The 19,127-nt window shown below is 56.4% G+C and carries 17 protein-coding genes; 8 read left to right on the top strand and 9 right to left on the bottom strand.

Translation table 11 applies throughout. The annotated features are described in order from the left end of the window. Positions 1–462: 462 nt before the first annotated feature. Complete coding sequence (gene rpmG, locus KW403_RS00645) at positions 463–630, bottom strand: 50S ribosomal protein L33 (protein WP_007008183.1); 168 nt, start codon at positions 628–630, stop codon at positions 463–465. A gap of 361 nt (positions 631–991) precedes the next feature. Here rpmG and KW403_RS19290 point away from each other — a divergent pair, with 361 nt between their 5' ends. The 3 genes from KW403_RS19290 to KW403_RS00635 all read left to right on the top strand — a co-directional run bounded on the left by KW403_RS19290 (position 992) and on the right by KW403_RS00635 (position 9,015). Beyond that, positions 992–1,780, top strand: coding sequence for a DUF6923 family protein (locus KW403_RS19290; protein ID WP_246637840.1), 789 nt, complete (start codon positions 992–994; stop codon positions 1,778–1,780). Then, positions 1,777–5,886 carry a DUF7507 domain-containing protein gene (locus KW403_RS00640; protein ID WP_246637986.1) on the top strand — a complete coding sequence of 1,370 codons (4,110 nt, stop codon included), beginning with the start codon at positions 1,777–1,779 and terminating at the stop codon, positions 5,884–5,886. The genes KW403_RS19290 and KW403_RS00640 overlap by 4 nt, the downstream gene beginning before the upstream one ends. 177 nt (positions 5,887–6,063) lie before the next feature. Continuing rightward, positions 6,064–9,015, top strand: coding sequence for a DUF7507 domain-containing protein (locus tag KW403_RS00635; RefSeq protein WP_246637839.1), 2,952 nt, complete (start codon positions 6,064–6,066; stop codon positions 9,013–9,015). 25 nt (positions 9,016–9,040) lie between these two features. Here KW403_RS00635 and KW403_RS00630 read toward each other — a convergent pair whose 3' ends face one another. Both KW403_RS00630 and KW403_RS00625 read right to left on the bottom strand, forming a co-directional pair. Continuing rightward, on the bottom strand, positions 9,041–9,742 hold the full coding sequence (locus tag KW403_RS00630) for a retropepsin-like aspartic protease family protein (protein WP_223020878.1): 702 nt from the start codon (positions 9,740–9,742) through the stop codon (positions 9,041–9,043). A gap of 5 nt (positions 9,743–9,747) precedes the next feature. Further along, positions 9,748–9,981, bottom strand: a complete 234-nt coding sequence (locus KW403_RS00625; RefSeq protein WP_223022374.1) for a DUF1289 domain-containing protein — start codon at positions 9,979–9,981, stop codon at positions 9,748–9,750. A 124-nt stretch (positions 9,982–10,105) separates the two neighbouring features. On the opposite strand from KW403_RS00625, the gene KW403_RS00620 reads away from it, so the two are divergent. Next, the gene (locus KW403_RS00620; protein WP_223020877.1) at positions 10,106–11,062 is read left to right on the top strand and encodes a nicotinate-nucleotide--dimethylbenzimidazole phosphoribosyltransferase; all 957 of its coding nucleotides are present in this window, start codon (positions 10,106–10,108) and stop codon (positions 11,060–11,062) included. Positions 11,063–11,088: 26 nt separating this feature from the next. Here the strand turns inward: KW403_RS00620 and KW403_RS00615 are convergent, their stop codons facing one another. Next, positions 11,089–12,630: a sensor histidine kinase gene (locus KW403_RS00615; protein WP_223020876.1), complete on the bottom strand. Its 1,542-nt coding sequence runs from the start codon at positions 12,628–12,630 to the stop codon at positions 11,089–11,091. 213 nt (positions 12,631–12,843) lie between these two features. Between KW403_RS00615 and KW403_RS00610 the strand changes: the two genes are divergently transcribed. From KW403_RS00610 to KW403_RS00595, 4 genes are all read left to right on the top strand, one after another. Then, positions 12,844–13,311 (top strand): thermonuclease family protein, encoded by a 468-nt coding sequence (locus tag KW403_RS00610; RefSeq protein ID WP_246637838.1) that lies wholly within the window; start codon positions 12,844–12,846, stop codon positions 13,309–13,311. Further along, positions 13,308–13,919: a glutathione S-transferase gene (locus tag KW403_RS00605; protein ID WP_223020875.1), complete on the top strand. Its 612-nt coding sequence runs from the start codon at positions 13,308–13,310 to the stop codon at positions 13,917–13,919. Before KW403_RS00610 ends, KW403_RS00605 begins: the two co-directional genes overlap by 4 nt. A gap of 79 nt (positions 13,920–13,998) precedes the next feature. After that, positions 13,999–14,556, top strand: coding sequence for a uracil-DNA glycosylase family protein (locus KW403_RS00600; protein ID WP_343224042.1), 558 nt, complete (start codon positions 13,999–14,001; stop codon positions 14,554–14,556). 99 nt (positions 14,557–14,655) lie between these two features. Beyond that, complete coding sequence (locus KW403_RS00595) at positions 14,656–15,150, top strand: Lrp/AsnC family transcriptional regulator (RefSeq protein WP_223020873.1); 495 nt, start codon at positions 14,656–14,658, stop codon at positions 15,148–15,150. A 5-nt stretch (positions 15,151–15,155) separates the two neighbouring features. Here KW403_RS00595 and KW403_RS00590 read toward each other — a convergent pair whose 3' ends face one another. From KW403_RS00590 to KW403_RS00570, 5 genes are all read right to left on the bottom strand, one after another. Then, positions 15,156–15,713, bottom strand: coding sequence for a DUF3299 domain-containing protein (locus tag KW403_RS00590; RefSeq protein ID WP_223020872.1), 558 nt, complete (start codon positions 15,711–15,713; stop codon positions 15,156–15,158). Positions 15,714–15,722: 9 nt separating this feature from the next. Then, a complete protein-coding gene (locus KW403_RS00585; protein ID WP_223020871.1) occupies positions 15,723–16,592 on the bottom strand; it encodes an NAD(P)-dependent oxidoreductase in 870 nt (289 codons plus the stop codon). A 37-nt stretch (positions 16,593–16,629) separates the two neighbouring features. Further along, positions 16,630–17,454 carry an ABC transporter permease gene (locus tag KW403_RS00580; RefSeq protein WP_223020870.1) on the bottom strand — a complete coding sequence of 275 codons (825 nt, stop codon included), beginning with the start codon at positions 17,452–17,454 and terminating at the stop codon, positions 16,630–16,632. Next, positions 17,451–18,164 carry an ABC transporter permease gene (locus KW403_RS00575; protein ID WP_223020869.1) on the bottom strand — a complete coding sequence of 238 codons (714 nt, stop codon included), beginning with the start codon at positions 18,162–18,164 and terminating at the stop codon, positions 17,451–17,453. Before KW403_RS00575 ends, KW403_RS00580 begins: the two co-directional genes overlap by 4 nt. A 154-nt stretch (positions 18,165–18,318) precedes the next feature. Further along, positions 18,319–19,104, bottom strand: coding sequence for an ABC transporter substrate-binding protein (locus KW403_RS00570; RefSeq protein WP_223020868.1), 786 nt, complete (start codon positions 19,102–19,104; stop codon positions 18,319–18,321). Positions 19,105–19,127 lie beyond the last annotated feature (23 nt).

Genomic DNA, 19,127 nt, shown 5'->3' with positions numbered 1-19,127 from the left:
AAGAGTGATGAAGCACTCCACCAATTTTGGGGGCTGACGGAGCGCCGCATCCGCCCCATATTTAACCCTAACGTCAGGGAGTTGGCGGGAATGGTTAAGTAAGTGTTGATTTTCTGACCACCCTGCGCAAATCTCGGCCGAAAGGGGCGGGCTTCATATCTCGGCGTTATTGTCGGGCCGCCGCTTCAGAATACCCCATGATGCTCAGGTCCGCCGCATCTCCTGGGTCCGTGGGGTCGGCCGGCCGGCGCTGGTTCATAGTGGCCTCCTCGTACCGCTGCCAGTTTGCCGACCGGCCCCCTTTTTCTTCCGGCCCTAATTTTCAGAAAATCCAGACGACTGGCTACGGCGTAGCTGAAAAACACTTTGCAGCGCGCATCTTCGGGGCCGCACAAATGTTGCTGTCTCAAAAAAAAACGCCGCCCGAAGGCGGCGTTCCGATAGAATGCGGTGAAAACGGATCTATTTGATCTTGGTTTCCTTGAACTCCACATGCTTCTTGGCAATGGGGTCATACTTCCGCTTGGTCATCTTGTCGGTCATCGTGCGGCTGTTCTTCTTCGTGACGTAGAAGAAGCCCGTGTCAGCCGTAGACTGCAGCTTGATCTTGATGGTCGTGGCCTTCGCCATGTCTGTCGTCCGTTTCTGGTGGTTTGTCGGTTGCGCAAAAGCAGAATCTCTCCACCAGCGCTTAAAGAGTCTGGCGGACACATAAAGGGTACGCGCGGAAAGTCAAGCCGGGTGTTTCAGGGGCGGTCTCCAAAAACGTACAAACGGTCTCTGTCTCCCTCGTGATGCTCGTGCATGAAGTGACCTAAAGGATAAAGAGACGAGAGACTTCCGCTTTTGAAATTTGGGTGTTTTCACGAGCCCATGTGATGGAAGGCTGAGCGAGGACTGCTGAAACTTCCATGTACGGAGATGAGTTAGAAGATTATTTTAATATAAATTTATTATTAAATAGTTTTTCCCTAATTTTGGGAAATAAAATATGATAAAAATTATTAGATCATCAATATTTGATTTTATGAAGTTCTTTTCAGTGGTCTGCTTTTGGGGGGGCGCCTTCCTGGGGGGCTTTCCTGGAATATCAGGAGGGGGCGCCGGCGCTCAAACTTTGCCTGATTTTGGAACGTGCGATTCTCGCATGTGGTTGTCTCAGGGAACGCAGACCAGCTTGAATGCAATCGATACGTCCACGAACCCTTTCACATTTGTGAACCTGGGGAGCGTGTCCTTCACCTATAACGCAACGGCTTACAACCCGTTGGACAATTACGGGTATGCTGTAAATAATAATTCGCCAACCCTTTATAGAATTGGTTCTAACGCTCAGGCTCAAAATATTGGAACTATTACCGGTCTACCGTCGGGTTTTAAGGCGAATACGGGAGATATATCTGATGATGGCTCTTACTATATATATAGTAGAACTCATGATAACAGTTTATACAAAGTAGATATCTCTTCAGCATCAGCAATCAGAATACCTCTAACTAGAAGTGTGTTTCTTACGGATCTGGCGTGGTCCAACGGGCTTCTTTACGCCAAAGAAGGTGACTCGCGCCAACTGATTTCCATCAACCCGGTGACCGGGGCGGTTAAAAATATTGGTGATACAGGGCTTGCTGCGAGCAGCCTCTTCGGTGCATGTTCGGCACACCAAATACCGTCTATGGCTCCGGAAATAGCGGAGAGGGCTTTTTCGAGTTTGATACTGCTACCGGGCGCGCAACCCGCATTTCCAACTCCCCGGGTTCGTCAATCAACGACGGCATGAAGTGCGCGACAACAATACTCAGCTTTCCAGCGGACATCGCCATTTCCAAAACGGATGGGAAGGAGGCTTACCTCCCCGGGGAGGACGTGACCTACGCCATAACAGTGGTCAACAACGGTCCATTCGGGGCTACCGACATTGGGGTGGATGACCCGTTGCCAGCAGGGGTCACCGGAGCGAACTGGACCTGTTTCGGATTAAACGACGGCGTGTGTGACGCGGCAAGCGGAACAGGCGCGCTTGACAATCAGACCGCCAGTCTTCCGGTGGGGGGCGTGGTCACGTATAATCTGACGATTTCAATCCCAGCGGATCATTCGGGAGATTTGATCAACACGGCGACGCTCAATCTTCCTGACACGATCATCGACAATTCTCCAGAAGACAACAGTGATACCGACACCGACCTTGAAGCCTCGATGTCGATTATCAAGGCAGCCAGACATGTTGACGCCAACGGAAATGGCAAAGTCGATATCGGCGAGGAGATCGTTTACGACTTCACAGTTGAAAATACCGGTGGCGCGACGCTTACCGACATCGAGGTCACCGATTCAAAGGTGAGAATCGAGGGAAATCCAATTCTCTCCATAGCTCCAGGGGCAAGCGACAGCGAAACCGTGAAGGGATACTACACGGTCACCGAAGCGGACCTGATCGAAGGGAAGATCGACAATCTCGCTTCAGGTTCAGCGAAAGGGCCAGACGGTCAAGACGTCACCGCAAAATCTCGGGCACCGAACGGCAACCCGGGAGATCCCACAAGCATCGAAACCCCAATGGAAGGTGACTACGACTTCGTAAAGGAGGCAGAGCACGTAGACGCAAATGGTAATGGGCGGATCGATGCCGGCGAAACGATCAGCTACAAGTTCATCGTGGAGAACACCGGCAATGTTCCGCTGACGGATATTGTGGTTACGGATTCTCGAGCGACGATTGAAGGCAGCCCGCTAGCGGGACCGCTGGAGCCCGGTGCTAAAGACGAGGAAAGTGTCAAAGGCACCTACGTCGTAACACAGGATGATGTTGATGCTGGTGATCTCGACAACGTTGCCGATTCAACCGCAAAGCTGCCGACCGGCGACGACGTCACGAAGCAATCCCGTCCGCCTGGGGGCGATGCCGGCGACCCCACCAGACCGCCTGGGGGCTTGGAGCAGGAAACCGATTATGATGTGGTCAAAAGCGCGGTGCACGACGATGCGAATGGTAACGGTCGAGCTGATGTTGGTGAGGAGATCAAGTACGATTTCACGGTGGCAAACACCGGCAACACGACTTTGACCAATGTGGACATATCGGACCCGAACGCCGAGATATCAGGAAGTCCGATTGCTTCCTTGGCGCCAGGGCAAGTTGACTCGGATTCGGTCAAGGGAGTTCACGAGATCACCGAAGAAGATCTGGCTGCGGGCAGCATAGACAATGTCGCGCTGGCGACTGCGAAGGGACCGGACGGCGAGGATTTCGATAAGCAATCGCGCCCCCCAGGTGGTCGGGAAGGGGAGGCAACACGCGTCGAAACGCTCCTGGAGGGCGACTACGATTTCGTCAAGCAATCGGAACATGAGGATGCGAATGGAAACGGTTTGATCGATGCTGGTGAGGTGATCAGGTATAGGTTCACCGTTGAAAACACGGGGAATGTTTCGCTCACCGACATCGTGGTAACGGATTCGCGGGCCAGGGTGGAAGGCAGCCCGGTGGCCGGGCCTCTCGCTCCAGGCCAGAAGGACGAAGAAAGCATATCCGGCACCTATGAGGTCACCCAGTCAGATATCGATGCCGGTGATCTCGATAACCTTGCCACCTCGAACGCCAAGTTGCCCAATGGAGATCGCCTATCCAAGCAGTCGCGTCCTCCAGGCGGAGAAGCAGGCGAGCCCACACCGCCACCTGGCGGCCTGGCAACCGTGTCTGACTACGATCTTGTCAAGAAAGCAGAGCATATCGATGCCAACGGAAACGGATTTGCCGATGCTGGTGAGGTAATCGAATACACATTCACCGCTCTGAACACGGGCAATGTCACACTCAGCAACATCGCGGTAACTGACGACAAAGCGGAGATCAAAAACAGCCCTATAGCGTCGTTGGCGCCGGGGCAGAGTGATTCCAACGTCACAGGCGAGCATGTCATCACTCAAGAAGACATTGATGAAGGCTCGTTTTCGAACAATGCGGCCGCCGTAGCTCAAAATCCCAAGGGCGAAGACGTGGTCAGACATGCTCGACCGCCGGGGGGGCGACCCGGCGATGCAACGACCATACCTTTCGAGATAGTCCCGTCCTTAGAGCTTGAGCTTTCAGGAGAATGGATCGACACAAACTCAAACGGATTTCCAGATCCAGGTGAACCCATTCAGTATTCATTCTCGGTTCGCAACACTGGCAATACAACGTTGGAGGACCTCGCGATCGATTCGATCGATTGGAAAAAGTCCGGAGTCCGCCCGGCGGCGAGAGCCGCATCTGTCTACAGTGGCTTAATTCCAGCTCTCAAGCCGGGGGCGCAAGTGGATTCCCTACCGGAGGTTTCCTACCCTATAACGCAGGCTGATATCGACGCTGGCGGTGTTGCCGCTACGACCAGGATAAGCGGTAGCACCCGAGATGGTACGGTGGTTTCGGATACGTCCGATGACCCGAATAACACATCAGATGAGGATCTCGATGGCGATGGGGAGCCGGATGATCCCAACTACACTCCGCTACTGCAGGTCAGTGCACTTGGACTGAAGAAGTCAGGTGTATTAAAGGGGGGCGCCGGACGGCTCGCTAGACCTGGCGATACCATCCTATACACGTTGACTGCGACCAACGAAGGCAACGTGACCGTCTCGGGTGTCAGACCTGAGGATCCAGGACCACGATTTGACGGGCAGCCGGGCAGTGGGAGTTTCACGCCTTTCTCTCCAGCCAGTGCGGATCTTGCTGCAGGAGAAACCAAGACCTTCACCGCGACATACACACTCACTCAGCGCGACATTGATGCAGCGGAGGGTCTTGAAAACGGCATTCAAAACTCTGCAAAAGCCTCCGGCCGTGGGGCGGATGGGCGGGAAGTCTTCTCACCGGTTGCAGGGGCTACCGTGGTGTTGCCGGGCTACGCTGTTGGCAAAACGACACCGCTGGCGGAGGTGCGGCGTGGTGATCGGGTTCCCTACACGATCACCGTGAAGCAGCTTGGGTCTGCCGGCGGCAGCGCTGTCAAAATCATCGACATGACACCGGCGGGGCTGACATTCGCCCGTGGAAGCGCGAAGCTGAACGGCAATGCTGCAGAGCCATTGGTCGAAGGCCGCAGACTGACATTCGAAAACGTCACACTATCCCCTGACGAAGCGGCAATTGTTGAGCTCGACCTCGTCGTGACTGGAGCCGCCAAGCCTGGAGAGTACGTAAACAAGGCCTGGGTGGAAACGACGGAAGGAGGCGTTGCTTCCCGTATTGCAACGGCAGTCGTAGAGGTGGTTGTCGAAGCTGTTTTCGATTGCGGCGACATCATCGGAAAGGTGTTCGATGACAGGAACCGGAATGGATACCAGGAGGAAAACGAGCCAGGTCTGCCGGGGGTGAGGCTCGCGACGATAAAAGGCCTGTTGCTGACATCAGACGCTCAAGGGCGCTTCCATGTCGCCTGTGCGGATCTGCCTGATCAAAGGATTGGCGCGAACTACATTCTGAAGCTTGATCCTCGGTCATTGCCTTCCGGCTACCGTCTCACCACGGAGAATCCACGTGTGGTAAGGCTCACAGCCGGTAAGGGGTCGGAGTTCCTGTTCGGCGCGACAATCGGCCGTGTGGTTCGACTCGATCTGACCGACGCAGCGTTTTTGCAAGGCTCCGCGAAGTTGAACCCGCAATGGGAACGGCAAATCAATCAAATGATAGTGCTGCTCGATCAGGAGCCGTCCGTTCTGCGCCTCATCTATACGGGTTCCGAGGATAACAACCGGACGGCACTGAAGCGCTTGCGGGAAATCCGCCGGATGATTGCTGCGGCATGGGGCCGAGCCGGGCGAGGCTATCACCTGGCGATTGAAACGCGATTTCAGCCTCAGAGCGTGGAGCCCTCCGCCCAACAAGAAAAGTTCAAATGATTGCGGCACCTGCAGAGGAAAGCGCATTAGAGAGCCTCAACTGTAACGCTACCTCTCTGTAACTCGTGTGCCGCGTGCGCCTGCCCTAGTGCTCGCAAATTCCTTTGCCGTTCGAACGACCAGTGTCCCAGTCTCAAGTTTCGCGTCTGGCCAGGAGGCCTAATCAGAAACCGAACCATGAACGATGGTATGATGAGGCTTGTCATGTTGAGAATTCACCAGACGACATCACTTGAGCAGCACGGGGTGTTAAAAACAATTAGTTCCCATCAAAATTTTGGCTGGGCTACATGTGGTCTGTCGAAACATCAGAGGGAAAGAAAAATTGGTCCATTGAGGGGATGTTTTAGCCCCATAACCGGCTGGAAACTGCAGATGAGCCTATGGGCGGGATTGGCAGTTCGCGTGATGGTGCTTGTTCTTCTCATTGCCTTTGGCTCCATCACTTTTGGCGTGGGGCAGACGAACGCGCAGGACATTCCGCCCACGTCACCCTGTACGCCGGGTATCGGTCAGACGCCTGCCGGATGGACGGACGGGGAAGGCAGTCCGGATTGTTCGACGCCTGAGGAGTGGGGCGCAACCTATGCCTGGGATGACGCGCCACTGCCGGCCGTTCCAACAGGTGATACGACGTTCCTCTCCATGATCGGCGGACCAGACTATTACGAATCCATCCTCACCACGATCAACGGGCTTGTACCTGGCCGTACATATCGAATTCCGCTCTATGGGATTGGACGCGCATCGGCTGCCGGCAATCACCCAAGTGCCTGTGAAGGGCTCAAGCTGACGACAAGCGGTGCCAATGAAACAATCATGTTTCCCGATACGACTGCTTGGGAACAGTCTGTTTTTGTCTTCACTGCCGTGTCGAGCTCGCAAACCCTTGACGTTGCCGCAGAGGGCACCTCCAACTGCCTGATTAGTTTCGTCTTGGGCGCGGAGGTCATTGAGATTATCAAAACGGTTTCGGAGGGTGATAAAGCTGGCGATGTCTTGACCTTCACGATGACTGTAGAGAACCAAGGTATCGGTTCATTGACCGGCGTTGCGATCAGCGAAGAGAACCTGGCGCGTGCTGACGGTACGCCCCTGACGGCTGACAGCGGTCCGACATTCGTATCCGCGTCATCCGGTTCCTCCGAAGGCACGCTGGTTGAGGGGGAGACGGCCACTTACACGCTGACCTACACACTCACACAAGAGGACATTGATGCGGGTGAATTGTCCAATCAGGCGACCGCAGAAGGGACGGATGAGAACGGCAATCTTTTCAGCGAAATTTCCAGTGATGCGGCAGGCGTAGACGAGAACCCTACCAGTGTAATGTTCCCACCCAATCCCGACGACGATTTTGTCAAGCAAGGGGAGCTGGAAGATACCAATGGCAATGGACTGGCGGATGCGGGGCAACTGATCAACTATACTTTCAGCGTCGAAAATACTGGCAACGTGACGCTCACGGACATTGTCGTGACGGATGACAAAATCGCGCTCTCCAATACTCCGATTGCCTTGCTGCTCCCAAGGGACAACAAAACCGATTTGACCGGGGCCTACGAGATCACTCAGGCCGACATCGATGCTGGCGGGATCGTCGCGACCGCCACCGCGGATGGCGTTGCACCCAACAATACGCCGGTCTCCGACATATCTGATGATCCTGAGGAGACAGCTGACGTTGATTTGGAAGGAGACAGGGAGCCTGACGATGCAACCCCGACGCCGTTGCCGCAAAATATCTCCCTAGCGCTGGAAAAACATGGTGAGCTTCAGTCTGCCGACGAAGAGTTTGCCGAGCCGGGAGATACCGTTCCTTATACGTTCAAGGTGACAAACGACGGCAATGTAACCGCCACAGATGTAGTTCCATCCGATCCCGGACCTCGCTTCAACGGACAGCCAGGTAGCGGTAAACTGTCGTCATTCACACCGGCTGTTGGGGAATTGGGGGCAGGGGATAGTATCACATTCGAGGGGACGAATACGATGACACAAAGTGACATCGACGAAGCGCAAGGTATCGAAGGGGGCAGAAAGAACACTGCGACTGCAAGAGGCAAAGGTCCTGTAGGGCAGGAGGTGATCTCACCCGAGGATGAAGCTGTTGTTGATCTGCCTGGCTATGCCATCGCCAATGAGACCCCGATGGCGGAAGTGGCACGCGGTGGTCGTGTTCCTTACACGATCCGCGTCAAGTCCCTTGGCCTCTCGACAGACAGTACCATCACCGTCACCGACATGACGCCCCCGGGGCTAACGTTTGTACGCGGTTCTGCTTTGTTGAACGGCAGTTCTGTCACACCCGTAGCGGAAGGGCGGAAGCTAACATTTAAGGATGTCGCCCTTCCTGCCGGAGGAGAGGTTCTGATCGATCTCGAACTGGGCGTGACCGCCGCTGCCAAGCCTGGAGAATATGTAAACCAGGCTTGGGTAGAGGATCTATCTGGAGAAGTCGTTTCACGAGTTGCAGAAGCAACCGTTGAGGTGGTGGTGGAAGCTGTTTTCGATTGTGGTGACATTCTTGGGAAGGTCTTCGACGACCGTAACCGCAATGGATACCAGGATGCCGGGGAGGCGGGCTTGCCTGGCGTGCGGGTCGCCACGGTCAAGGGCCTGTTGCTCACGGCAGACGTTCACGGGCATTTCCATGTCGCCTGTGCGGATTTGCCCGATCGGCGGATCGGGAGCAATTACATAATGAAGCTCGATCCGCGCTCGCTTCCATCCGGGTACCGCCTTACGACGGAAAATCCACGTGTGGTTCGCCTCACGGCGGGCAAGGCATCGGAGTTTATGTTTGGAGCCTCAATCGGCCGCGTGGTGCGAGTGGACCTGACCGATGCTGCCTTCGTCCGGGGGGCACATGACCTCATGACGGAGTGGCAGCACCAGGTTTCACAACTCATCAACCTTCTGGAAAAAGAGCCTTCGACACTTCGTCTCGTCTATGCGGAAGGAGGTGAAGGAAGACGACTTGCGAACAGGCGTGTGCGTGCGTTGCGCAGATTGATTGCGAACGAATGGCGGGATGTCGGTCGTCGCTATCACTTGGAAGTCGAAACGCGTGTTCAGAGTGCAGCCCCTCGCGATGCGAGATCCGCCAGGAATGCAGTCTACAAATAGACCCTGTCTCCGTTTTATGCCGTGCTCAGTCGCGAAGAACGATGCGGTCGCCCCGCAGATCGAAGCCATTCAATGTGTTTATGAAGCTCATGCCGAGCAGGCTTTGGTCAAGGCGCCCCGCTTGTGCCATATAAATCGGGATGTCATTGCGCGAAATGGCTCCTACATTGACCGTATCAGCTCTTGCCCGGGCGACAACTGTGGTGCCATTTGCTGTTGCCACCGGTACTACGAAGCGCAATCTCTCAGGTTCGAAACCTGCGGCGCGAGCATCTTCATCCGACAAAACCATGCTGCTGGCGCCCGTGTCGATCAGCATTCGCAGACGGGTGCCATTCACGTCTGCGATAACCTCGAACTGGCCGCTAGAGGATCGCTCAACGATCACATGGATTTGGCCGTTCTTGCTGACAGTGGTCATTGGGCTGCCGGGCATCAGGCCAGCCGTTACGCGACTGGCAAAATCCTGAAGTTCATAACGGTATTGATAGGCAGCCACCAATGCCAGAAGCAGAAAAACCCAGAAGGCGAGGGTTCTTGCAACGTCTCCGATCCTCAGTCCCGACCCCAAGAAGCCCACGATAAGGACGGCTGCCCAGAGGCCTAGATACAGGGTGGCAGCGAAGGCCGAGTTTTCAAGCCCAAACACCCGGCCAGAATCGTGATTGGCAATCAGCAGGATCAAGCCTCCGCCAAGCGCCGACATCAACAACCAGAACAGGCGCATGGCTCCTATTGACCCTCCATTCGTTGGCGCGCGATGCGCGCGCGCCGGGTTTCGCGGCGCGGTCTACGTTCCACCTGTTCCAGGCGCGCAGAAAGTTCCTCCATGACCGTGTCGCGCTCCTGCGAACTCATAGAGAGCCAATTTGCGATTTCAGCGCGCGTGCGTCCACAACCGAAGCAGCATCCGGAAATCACATCGATTGAGCAAACAAGGATGCACGGAGATTTGACGTCGACCATCTTCTTTCCAATATTTTCAACAGACATGGGGCATGATGTCCATCGACGCAAGCGGTCGGTGTACCATTGCGCTTGGCGCGCTTGGTGGCTATCTCGTTTGCGATACCAAACGGGAAACAACTCAATGTCCTTTTCTGGATTGCCTTTCGACGATGTCCGCTCCCTGCTTTCGCAATTGAATGCACCTGACGAGGGGGCCGCCGCGGCGATGTCGAAGGCATTCGCTCGAGCAGGTTACACCGGCAAGGAGCTGGGGCGGTTGCACGAGATTGGCGTCTGGCTCGCTCGCACACGGGGCGCAGTGCCGCCCTTGATCGGCAAATCCGGTGTTGCACTCTATGCGGCGACCCATGGTTTTAGCGATACGGGTCTTTCCGAGCAGCGGGCGCGAGTGGATGCGGTAGCAGCGGGGGCTGCCGCGGTGTCGCATCTGTGCGTGGCCAATGACCTTTCTCTCAATGTGTTCGATCTGGCGCTTGATCTGCCCTCGAATGACATGCGCAACGATGCCTCTCTGGACGAGCGGGCCTGTGCTGCGACGATCGCATTCGGGATGGAAGCCACCGCCGAGGGAGGGGATCTACTCTGCGTCGGAGCTTTGGGAGAGCAGGCATCAGTTGCCGCAAGGGCTATTCTTCTTACTCTTTTGAATGGGGAGTTAGCGCAGCTAAGCCAGTCTGATGGGGATGTTATTTCCGAAGCGTTCTCACACCATGCCGAACATCTGACTGACCCACTCGAAGTGTTGCGGAGATTGGGGGGGCGGGACATCTCCGCGCTTACGGGCGCCATCCTTGCATCCCGTGCTCAGAACATTCCTGTCATTCTGGACGGTTTGCCGGCTCTGGCGGCGGCTGCAGTACTCCACAAATTAGCGCCGCACGCGATTTCTCATTGCGCTCTCGCAAACTGCCACGACCCGTTTGAAGCATGGGTGGCTGAGGAGCTTGCGCTTCAACCAGTGCTCGAGCTGCAGTTTACGGGGGAGGCGGGGTGCGCAGGTGCTGTGGCGGCGGGGCTTGTCAAGTCAGCGGCCGCGCTTGCCGGTGGCGTCGCGGAGGTCGCCAAGCGCCTGCACTAAGCGAACCATTTCCGCAAGATTCAGGTTCAGACACTCCCGCTTGCTGAGCGCCTGCGCTCAGTCGGTACAGCCGGGAGTTCCTCCATCACGCGCGAACGCGGAAAGGCAACGATGGCATCGGTGCCTGAACGAAGTTTCGAATTGAGCTCGAAAACGCCGTTGTGCAGAGCCGCCAGGCCCTGCACAATAGGCAAGCCGAGGCCTGTGCCCTGTTCAGCGCTCTTGATGGCTATGGAACCTTGTCCGAACGCGGAAAGCACCACTGCGAGTTCGTCCTCCGGGATGCCAGGACCATTGTCCTTTATCGCGATGTATTGGCCGCCTCCTGCCGTCCATCCAACCCTGATGTGGACAGCACTTCCCGTCGGACTGAACTTGATCGCGTTTGACAGAAGATTGAGTGTGATCTGGCGAACCGCGCGTTCGTCGGCAAAAAGTCTCAACAAAGTGGGCTCGACATCAATCCTGAAAGAAATGTCCTTGCCACGCGCCTTCATTTCCATCAGGCGGCAGCAATCCTCCACAATCGCGTCGAGGGACAATGGTTCTTCGTTGAGCCGATAGCGCCCAGCTTCGATGCGCGAGAGATCGAGTATCTCATTGATCAGACTAAGCAGGTGTTTGCCGGAACTGTGAATATCGTTCGCATATTCGCGATACGTGGTGTTCTCAAGCGGTCCCAGAACTTGGTTTGCCATAACTTCTGAGAATCCCAGAATGGCATTAAGCGGCGTTCGAAGCTCATGGCTCATGGATGCGAGAAAGCGCGATTTTGCCAGATTGGCTTCCTCGGCGCGCCGGCGGGCTTCGTCGGACATGGATTTGGCAGTTTCCAGCTCTCCTACCAACGCATTCTTCTCACTTTGAAACGAAAGCAGCGTCAATGCGGCACGATTTCGATGGTGTGCGACGTAGGCGAGAAATGGGAGCGAAGCCGCCAGAACCAGACACATCATCATCGAACCCGTTGTCGGGCCCTCGCTGACTTTAAAGGCAAACATGCAGATCGGAAGCGCGAACGCTGCCACCAGGGCACCGCCCAGGGTCGCCGTCGCAATTGCGGTCCCGGCGATGACGAGAAGGAGAAGCGCGCCCTGCATGATTTGTGGTTCGGAGAATGTGCTGGCAGGAAGAGACAGATATGCGAAATACGCCCAGCCAAGGCCGCTGATGAAATGGGCGGCAAACAACCATTGCCGCATGCGCGTGACTTCAATCTCGTTTTCCAACATCCGCTCCACGTGACGTGCGAGCAAGAAAAGCGGCGCATAACAGACAAGGCAGGTGAGGGCCCAGAGACATGTGGCTATCGGATCAAGCCCAAGATAGATGCCGCCGAGGCTCATCGCCAGTATGAGTAAAGTCGGCTTGACGGCGTTTGAGACAATATCGCGCGCGTGGAGTTTCAGCATGTCGCGATTGAAGTCGGGTGGCCCAAGAGTTTGAGACAGCCTGTCGCGCGTACGCCGCACGGCAAGCCCCACATTGCTGTTGCGATGTGGCTTGGTGCGGTCCACAATGAACTTGTCGGCGAACTTGTTGGCCGATTTTGACGCTTCCGGCACCATAACCCGATATTGAATTCCCGCTATTCATTGCTCAACTTATTCGTGAATGATTAAGAGACCCTTCAAAGCATGAGAGGCCGACGAAACAGAGGGAGCCGCGGCCGCAGATCAATTCGCTTCACGGATATCCTGCTGACACTCTTGTTGTTGGGCGGAATTGCGCTCTTGGTCGACAGGGTGCAACGCCTTGGCGGGCAGACGCTGAGAGGTAACGTGATCGTACATGATGGCGATACGCTGACGCTCGCGGGCGAGCGCATTCGCCTGGAAGGTATTGATGCTCCGGAATTACAGCAACGGTGCACCCGCGATGGTAAGGACTATGCTTGCGGGCGCGAGGCGCTTCGGGCTTTGCGCCAGCTGGTGAGTGGTAGGGAGGTCATTTGCGAGGGCTATCAGCGTGATCGCTATGATCGCTTGCTCGCGCGCTGTAGGGTCCAGGATGCCGATCTGGGGGAGGCGCTCGTAGCATCAGGCTGGGCATTGGCCTATGGCGATTATGATGCGGTTGAAGCGGATGCGCGCAGGGCCCAGAACGGCATATGGGCGGGCAGCTTCGAGGCGCCGCGCGATTGGCGAGAGCAACATCAGGGAGAGCCACTTACCGGCGACGGCGATTTATTGAGGCGCCTTTGGGAGTGGGGCATGGGTTGGTTTTCAGGTAAGGGGAGCAGAACATGAAGCTCTATGATGGTGGCCGGGCACCCAACCCGAGGCGCGTGCGGATATTTCTTGCGGAGAAGGCGATTGAAGTGCCGATCGAGCCGGTCGACATGGGCGACATGGAGCACAAGTCTGAAACGCTGACACGTCTCAACCCGCTGCAACGTCTGCCTGTTCTGGAGTTGGACGACGGGACTGTTTTGACTGAAACGGTTGCCATATGCCGCTATTTTGAGGGGCTCCAGCCCGAGCCGGCACTTTTCGGCAATGGTGCACTCGGCAGCGCAACCGTAGAAATGTGGCAGCGCCGTGTTGAAATGCATCTGTTTCATCCCATTGCGCAAGCCTTCCGGCATTTGCATCCGGCCATGAAGGATTGGGAAGTGCCGCAGATTGCGGAATGGGGGGAAGCAAACAAACCCAAGGCTCTGGAATTTCTTGACTATCTCAATAAGGCGTTGGCCGACCGTCCATTCATTGCGGGTGAAGTTTACTCAATCGCCGACATTACCGGGCTTGTCAGCATCGATTTCATGAAGCTTGCACGCCTGTCAGTGCCGGATGGGCTCGATCATTTGATGCGCTGGTATCACACCGTCGCCGGCCGCCCGAGCGCGAAGGCCTGAGAGGCCCGACGTGCAGAAGCCGCAACTTGAACCATTGCTGGCGCGAATTCGCAGTTGCCGGATTTGCGTCGAGCAACCGATGGGCGCCCCTCTGCCGCATGAGCCCCGCCCTGTTGTGGTAGGGTCGAAAAAGGCTCGCATCCTCATTGCCGGGCAGGCACCGGGGACGCGGGTCCACGCCTCGGGTCTGCCATTCGACGATCGGTCCGGGGATCGCTTGCGGGACTGGCTTCAGGTGGAGCGGTCTCAATTTTATGACCCCGCCTGCTTTGCCATTGCGCCGATGGGATTTTGCTTCCCGGGTCTTGATGCCAAAGGCGGGGATCTGCCGCCCCGTCGCGAGTGTGCACCGGCATGGCGGGCGCAACTGATGGCGGCAATGCCGCAGATCGAGCTTGTTCTCGTCATCGGGCAGTATGCACAAGCCTGGCACCTCGGGTTCGAGAAATCCAGGACCCTGACCGAAACCGTGCTTGACTGGCGTCGCCTGATCTCGCTGGACCTGCGCCCCCGCGTTTTGCCGCTGCCTCATCCTTCATGGCGCAACACAGGGTGGCTAAAAAAGAATCCCTGGTTTGAACGCGAATTATTGCCGGTGCTGCGTGAGGAAATTCATCGGCTTCTTTCCGAAAAATGAGGAATATCCGATTGAGTATCGTTCGATACGGGCAAAAAATTTCTTGTTGCCAGCGCGATCTCTTGTCATTTTAGGAAATCATTTTCCTCGGAGTTGATTATGGACCGCCTTGATCGCAAGATCCTGCGTTTGCTGCAGGAAAATTCCACCCTTGCCGTAGCCGATGTGGCAAAAAAGGTCGGGCTCTCCACCACGCCGTGCTGGAGGCGTATCCAGAAGCTGGAGGAAGAAGGCGTCATTCGCCGGCGCGTCGCGGTGCTTGATCCGGAAAGGGTCAATGCCCGGGTCAACGTTTTCGTCTCGATCCGCACCAACATGCACAGCCACGAATGGTTGAAGCGTTTCTCCGAGGTGATCCAGCAATTTCCCGAGGTTGTCGAGTTTTACCGGATGAGTGGCGAGGTGGACTATCTGCTTCGTGTCGTGGTGCCGGACATCGCCGCCTATGATGCATTTTACAAGAAGCTGATCGCGAAGATCGAAATCCGCGATGTGTCATCCACATTCGCCATGGAGCAGATCAAATACACGACCGAACTGCCGCTCGACTATCTTGTACTGGACAAGGATTCAGGCGGCGGCAATGGTGGCTGAGCAGGCTATTCGTCGTCGTTCACGACACGATGCCAGGGATTGCCGAAGAAGGGCGTCCGCTGTGCCGGCGAACTCTTGTTTGGAGTGACCGTTGCACGCCGCATCGTGTAGGCCGACTCTATAATCGCTGGGCCGTCGAGAATGAAAAGCTGAGTTTTTTCATGTCCGGACTGGAGAGAGCCGGTTATTGTTACTGGCTCATAGTTGGAGCTCAACCGGTACGGGGTCGACGGAACGACTCGGACGACCTGATCGGGAGATGGTTGCTGCATGTGGCTGCACGCACCACGGCGGGCCACCAGGATGAAGGAATAGACAAGCTCACCTTCCAAGTCGGCAGCTAGAAGAAAGCCGGAGAGGCTGACAGTCTGCCCTCTGAGATCGGCTGAGCGAGTGTTTCGTTTCTCCACAGGAGCGGGCGAGGCAAGATCGCTCCATGTGATCAGAGGAACGCCTTCCGAGTGCTCGGGAATTCCGGAACCGTTAGCCGTTGAAGTGGAACAGACCGATGCGGGCAGAGCAGCAAGTGCTGCTGCCAGACATGCCGCGCATCGCCTGGTCATTATCGGCTCCTATTTCGCAAGCCGGGCGAGCAAGGACGACGTATCCCAGCGATTTCCGCCCATTTTCTGTATATCCTTGTAAAACTGATCCACCAGCGCGGTGACGGGCAGGCTGGCGCCGTTGCGATCAGCCTCTGCCAGGCAAATGCCCAGATCCTTGCGCATCCAGTCAACCGCGAAGCCGAAGTCGTATTTCCCTTCACTCATGGTCTTGTGACGGTTCTCCATCTGCCAGGAGCCGGCCGCTCCCTTGGAGATGACGTCGACGACTTTCTCGATATCGAGTCCGGCCTTCTGGCCAAAGTGAATGCCTTCGGCAAGCCCTTGCACCAGCCCTGCGATGCAGATCTGGTTGATCATTTTCGTCAATTGCCCCGCGCCGGCCGGACCCATCAGGCCAACCATACGTGCAAAGGTTTCGATCACCGGTTTGGCCTTGTCAAAGACTGCCTCTTCGCCGCCGCACATCACGGTCAGGACGCCATTTTCCGCACCGGCCTGTCCACCTGAGACGGGTGCGTCGATGAAAGCGAAGCCACGCTTCTTCGCCTCGTCGGCGAGCTCGCGCGCAACCTCTGGCGACGCTGTGGTGTTGTCGATAAAGACCGCGCCCTGCTTCATGCTCTGGAAGGCGCCATCTTCGCCGAGCGTCACCGAGCGAAGATCGTCGTCATTGCCCACACAGGCGAAGACGAAATCCTTGTCGATCGCTGCTTCCCGCGGTGTCGGCGCGTACGCGCCTCCATGCTCCTTGACCCAGCTCTCGGCCTTCGCTGCCGTGCGATTGTACACGGTAACCGCATGACCGCCCTTGTTCTGAAGATGTGCGGCCATCGGATATCCCATGACCCCGAGTCCGATGAATGCGACTTCCGCCATTTCGAAACCTTCTCCCTTGTATGCTGTGTTGCGCGCGTCAGCGCTTCAAATGCTTGGTAATTCGACGTTCGATCCAATCAACGGCGTTGCGGAGGATCTCGACGAGGCCAAGATAGATGATCGCCGCCCAGATGTAAGTTTGGAAATCGAAGGTGCGTGCGTAGGCGCGGCGTGTCTCGCCCATCAGGTCATAGACCGTGATGATAGCGACGATGGCCGATCCCTTGATCATCAGTATGATCTCATTGCCATAGGGCCTGAGCGCGACAATAAGCGCCTGCGGGAGGATGATTTTTCGCGCGGTTTGAAATCTGGACAGGCCCATTGCCGCCGCCGCTTCCCATTGGCCCTTGCCGACGCTTTCGATGGCTCCGCGCAGGATCTCTGCCTGGTAGGCGGCAGTGTTGAGCGTGAAAGCGAAGACGGCGCAGTACCAGGCTTCCCGGAAGAACGTCCACAATCCGACAGCCTGGAGTTCCGGTCTGAATGAACCGAGGCCGTAGTAGACCAGGAAGGTCTGGGCGAGCAGAGGGGTTCCACGGAAAAAGTAGACATAGGCGTAGGCGAGGGTGCCGACCAGCTTGTTCTTCGAGGAGCGCCCAAGAGCGATGGGCACGGAAAGGATTGCGCCCAGGAACACTGAAACGACGACAAGCTGGACGGTGATCCACAGGCCTGAGAGGTAGCGCGGCGCGTAGCGGGTGAAAATGTCCGGGTCCCAGCTGTTGATCATGAAGCCCAGAACAGCAAGACCTAGTGCTGCCCAGATCGCAAGCAGGACCACGCCGATCATGCGGGCGCGCGTCCAACCCTGTTTGATGACGGGCGGACGCTCGACTGCTGCTTGTGTTTCGACACTCATCGCTGGACTCCATGACGTTTGGTCCAGTTCTCGATCATTCCGAGCACGATTGAGGATAGCATGGCCAACACGAGATAAAGCAGGCAGGCTATCCCAAAGAACAGGAAAGCTTCCTTTGTGACGCGTGCGGCAATGCCGGTCTGGCGCAGGATATCGGCGAGGCCGATCACCGAAACGAGCGCGGTGTCTTTCAATAGGATGAGCCAGAGATTTGAAAGGCCAGGCAGCGCCAGTCTCAGGAGTTGCGGCAGGATGATGAGGCGCATGGTCTGCCCGTTCGAAAGACCGATCGCCTGACCGCCCTCATACTGACCCTGCGGAATGGCCCGGAACGCGGCCAGAAACACTTCGCTGGCGTAGGAGGAGAACACGGCGCCGAGCGCGACCATGCCTGCCACAAAAGCATTGATCTCTATGCTCGCCTCTGGATTGAACAGCCGCACGATCTGCTGAAGGCCAATCTGCGCGCCGTAGAAAACGAGGAAGAGCGTCAAAAGCTCAGGCAACCCGCGAAAGATCGTCGTATAGATGTTGGCCGCAAGACGTAAGGCCTTGTCGCTCGAGCGCTTTCCCAAGGCGACGAAAAAACCGATTGCCAGTCCCAGCGGCAACGTTGCCAATGCCAAAGAAACCGTCAGAAGCACGCCCTTGGCTATATCATCGCCCCAGCCTTCCGGCCCAAAACTCAAAAGGGTCCAGACCCTTTCCATCTCCCAACACCCCTGTCCGAACCGCCTGACCCGGCATTTGATGCGAATTGGCGATTTTTTTGTTCGGGCTCTCACACCAGAGCCGCATGCAATTCAGGCGGCCGCACTCCCGGAGGCGGCCGCCTGTGACAGTATCATCAGGACATAACGACGCTCAGTCGCCGTAAGCGTCGAACGTGAAATACTTGTCGTTGATTTCCTTGTATTTTCCATTCTCGCGAATGACTGTGATGGCGGCATTCAGTTTTTCGCGAAGCTCGTCTTCGCCCTGACGCACAGCAATGCCGATCCCTGGGCCGTAAATGTCCTCACGCGGGGTAAGTGTGCCCAGAACCTTGCAGCAGGCGCCGTCGTCGCTGTCGAGAAACTCTTGCAGAACGATGATGTCATCGATGACGGCATCGAGCCGTCCATTGACCATATCGAGTTTGTATTCCTCCGCGGTCGGATAGACCTTCACATCGCTATCGGCGAAGGTGGTTTCGGCAAAGTTCGCGTGGGTCGTCGCCCCCTGTGCGCCGATGACCTTGCCCGCCAGATCCTCCGGGGAGGTGCCGGCAATATCCGACTCCCTGGGCACGACCAGTGCGGGTGGTGTGTTGTAATACTTGTTGGTGAAGTCGACCTGTTTCTTGCGCTCTTCCGTGATTGACATGGAAGCCACGATGGCGTCGAACTTGCCCGCCTGCAACGCGGGAATAATACCGTCCCAGTCCTGCGTGACGAACTCGCATTCAGCCTTCATCTCTTCGCAAAGCGCTTTGGCGATATCGATGTCAAACCCTTCAAGAGAGCCGTCTGCGGTCAGGTTGTTGAAGGGGGGATAGGCGCCTTCGGTGCCGATCTTGAGCTTCATCATGTCCTGGGCATGAGCCGAGCCCACTGCCAGAGCCAAAGCTGCCGCAGGCAGTGCAAGCGCGATACGCCTTGAAATTCGCATTCTGGTTCCTCTCAATTTTATTA

This window comes from Nitratireductor kimnyeongensis (genome assembly GCF_019891395.1).
In the GTDB taxonomy this organism is placed as follows: Bacteria; Pseudomonadota; Alphaproteobacteria; order Rhizobiales; family Rhizobiaceae; genus Nitratireductor; species Nitratireductor kimnyeongensis.
This window is presented reverse-complemented; position numbering and strand designations above follow the sequence as displayed.